Consider the following 3693-nt stretch of genomic DNA (forward strand, 5'->3'; position numbering starts at 1 on the left):
CCCGAGCTGCCCGGGCTGCTCGCCGCGGCCGACCCGGCCGAACGGTACGAGATCGTCCTGGACCGGGTGCGCGCGGCCGTCGCCGCCGTCCTCGGCCACGCGGGACCCGAGGACGTCGACCCCGATGGGGCCTTCAAGGACATCGGGTTCAGCTCCCTGACCGCGGGCGAGCTCGCCGTCCGCCTCAGCGGTGCCACGGGACGCAAACTGCCCCCGACCCTGGTCTTCGACCACCCCACGGCCTCCGCCGCCGCCACCCACCTGGTGGACCTGCTCGCGCCGCGGGCCCCCGAGGGCGTGGCGGAGACCGAAGAGGCACGGATCAGGGCCGCACTGGCCGCCGTACCGCTCGACGTGCTGCGCGGGGCGGGACTGCTCGACACCCTCCTCGCGCTGGCCCCCGGCGCACCGGCAACGCCGGTACTCCAGCAGGGCTCGGGCGGCGTCGCCTTCGATCGGGTCGGCCACGGTCACGGTCACGGTCACGGCGGGGGCGAGGGCGGGGGCGGCGCCGACGGCGATGACGTCGACCTGATCGACGCGCTCGACGAGGACGCCCTGATCGAGCTGGCCCTGCGGGACGCCGCAGCCTGACCCCGCGTCCCGCCCGTACCACCCGCCCCACCCAGAGAGGGATCCACCGATGGCCATGTCCTCCGAGAAGCTCATGGAGGCGCTCCGCACCTCGCTGAAGGAGACGGAGCGCCTGCGCCGGCGCAACCGGGAGCTGACCGAGGCCGCGCACGAGCCGGTCGCGGTGGTCGGCATGGCCTGCCGCTACCCCGGAGCCGACTCTCCGGAGGACCTCTGGGACCTGGTGGCCGCCGGGCGGGACGCCGTCACCGCCTTCCCGCAGGACCGGGGCTGGGACCTGGAGGGCCTCTACGACCCGGACCCGGACGCGGAGGGCACCACCTACTGCGCCGAGGGCGGGTTCCTCGCGGGCGCCGCCGACTTCGACGCCTCCTTCTTCGGCATCTCGCCCCGCGAGGCCGTCGTCATGGACCCCCAGCAGCGGCTGCTGCTGGAGGTGTCCTGGGAGGCGCTGGAGCGCTCCGGCCTGGACCCGCGCTCACTGCGCGGCACCGGCACCGGCGTCTACGTCGGCGCCGCCCACGCCGAGTACGCCACCGACCTGGACCGGGTGCCCGAGGGATCGGAGGGCTACCTCCTCACGGGCAGCGCGGACGCCGTGCTGTCCGGGCGGATCTCCTACGCCCTCGGCCTCGAAGGCCCCTCCATGACCGTCGAGACGGCCTGCTCCTCCTCGCTGGTCGCCCTGCACCTCGCGGTGGCGGCGCTGCGGCGCGGCGAGAGCGCACTGGCGCTCGCCGCGGGCGTCGCCGTCATGCCCGACGCGGCGGCCTTCGTGGAGTTCTCGCGGCAGAAGGGCCTGGCCGCCGACGGCCGGTGCAAGGCCTTCTCTGCGGACGCCGACGGGACCGGCTGGGCCGAGGGCGTCGGCGTCCTCGTCCTCGAACGGCTCTCCGACGCCCGGCGCAACGGGCACCCCGTCCTCGCCGTCATCCGCGGCTCCGCCGTCAACCAGGACGGCGCCTCCAACGGCCTCACCGCCCCCAACGGCCCCTCCCAGCAGCGCGTCATCCGCCAGGCCCTGGCGGACGCGGGCCTGGAGCCGCACGAGGTGGACGCCGTCGAGGCGCACGGCACCGGCACCCGCCTCGGCGACCCCATCGAGGCCCAGGCACTGCTCGCCGTCTACGGAACCGGCCGCCCCGACGGCCGGCCGCTGCGGCTCGGCTCGCTGAAGTCCAACATCGGCCACGCCCAGGCCGCCGCCGGTGTGGGCGGGGTCATCAAGACCGTCCAGGCGCTGCGGCACGGGCTGCTGCCCAAGACCCTGCACGCCGCGACGCCCACCCCGCACGTCGACTGGTCGGCCGGCGGGGTCCGGCTGCTGACCGAGCCCGTCCAGTGGCCCGCCGGTACCCGCACGCGCCGGGCCGGGATATCCGCCTTCGGCGTCGGCGGCACCAACGCCCACGTGATCGTCGAGGAAGCACCCCCCGGCGCGCCCCCGTCGGCCGTTCCCACCGGAGCGCCCGATCGTCGGGCGTCCGTCGGAGTGCCCGAGCGCGGGGCGTCGGCCGGAGCGGCCGATCGTGGGCCGTCCGCCGGAGCGCCCGAGGGCGGGCCGTCCGCCGGAGCGCCGCCGCTCGTTCCGTGGTTCGTCTCCGGCCGCTCCGAAGCCGCCCTGCGCGCCCAGGCCGGCCGGCTGCGCGACCACCTCGTCACCGCCGAACCCGACGCCCTCGGCATCGGCCACGCGCTGGCCGCCACCCGTACCGCCTTCGAACACCGGGCCGTCGTCCTCGGCACCACGTACGCGGAACTCGCCCGTGGCCTCGACGCCCTCGCCGACGGCGCGCCCTCCCCCTCCGTGGTGACGGGCGTGCGGCGCCGCGAGGCGAAGACCGCGTTCCTCTTCACCGGACAGGGCAGCCAGCGCACCGGCATGGCCCGCGCCCTGCGCGCCGCGCACCCCGTGTTCGCCCGCGCGGTCGACGCCGTGGCCGAACGGCTCGACCCGCACCTGGACCACCCCCTGTCCACGGTCCTCGACGCCGCACCCGGCAGCCCCGAGGAGGAACTGCTCCACCGCACCCGGTACGCGCAGGCCGCGCTGTTCGCCGTCGAGGTGGCCCTGTTCCGGCTGCTCGAACACTGGGGCATGCGGCCCGACGTCCTCCTCGGCCACTCCGTCGGCGAGATCGCCGCCGCCCACGTCGCGGGCGTCCTCGACCTCGACGACGCCTGCGCCCTCGTCGCGGCCCGCGGCCGGCTGATGCAGGCCCTGCCCGCCGGAGGCGCCATGCTCTCCGTACGGGCCGCCGAGGACGAGGTGGACGAACTGCTCTCGGACCTCGGCGGTGTCGCGGTCGTCGCCGCCGTCAACGGCCCCCGCTCGGTGGTCGTCTCCGGTACCGAGGAAGCCGTCGAGGAGATCGGGGCGGCGCTCACCCGGCGCGGCCGGAAGACCAAGCGGCTCACCGTCAGCCACGCCTTCCACTCCCCGCTCATGGACCCCATGCTGGAGGAGTTCCGCACCCTCGCCGACGCCCTCACCTACCGCGCCCCCCGCATCCCGGTGATCTCCAACGTCACCGGCCGCCGCGCCACCGCCGGGGAACTGCGCGACGGCTCCTACTGGGCCGGCCACGTCCGCACGGCCGTACGCTTCGCCGACGGGGTGCGCGCCGCACACGCGATGGGCGTCACCACCTTCGTCGAACTCGGCCCCGACGGCGTGCTGTGCGCGATGGCGGAGGAGACCCTCGCCGCGATCCCGGCCGGCGCCCCCGGGGACGAGCCCGTCCTGGTCCCCGTGCTGCGCCGCGGCCGCCCCGAGGGCGAGACCCTGGTGCGCGCCGTGGCCGTCGCCGCGAGCCGGGGCGCCGCCGTCGACCGGGCCCGCCTCTTCGAGGGGACCCGCGCCCGGCCCTTCCCGCTGCCGGTGTACGCCTGGCAGCACCGGCGGTTCTGGATCGCCCCCGGTCCCCGGGGCCGCGGCCCGGCGGCGGGCGGCACCCGCCGCCACCAGGTCACCTGGCAGCCGCTGCCCGCCCCGCACCCGGGCACCGAGCCCCTCACCGGCACCTGGCTGCTCGTCGAACCCGCGGCGCCTTCGCCTGGGGCATCGCCGCCCACCCGGAGGACTGGCACATGCTGCAG

2 protein-coding genes are annotated in these 3693 nt (G+C 76.6%); both read left to right on the forward strand.

Features of this window, described 5'->3' with window-relative positions; translation table 11 throughout:
- Positions 1-594 (forward strand): acyl carrier protein (locus ABZW32_RS39240; protein ID WP_356225629.1); only part of this gene is annotated, 594 nt, incomplete at its 5' end.
- 49 nt (positions 595-643) lie between these two features.
- On the forward strand, positions 644-3693 hold a 3050-nt coding region (locus ABZW32_RS39245), incomplete at its 3' end, for a type I polyketide synthase (protein WP_356225631.1).

Source organism: Streptomyces sp. NPDC004667 (assembly GCF_040609475.1).
Taxonomy (GTDB): Bacteria; Actinomycetota; Actinomycetes; order Streptomycetales; family Streptomycetaceae; genus Streptomyces.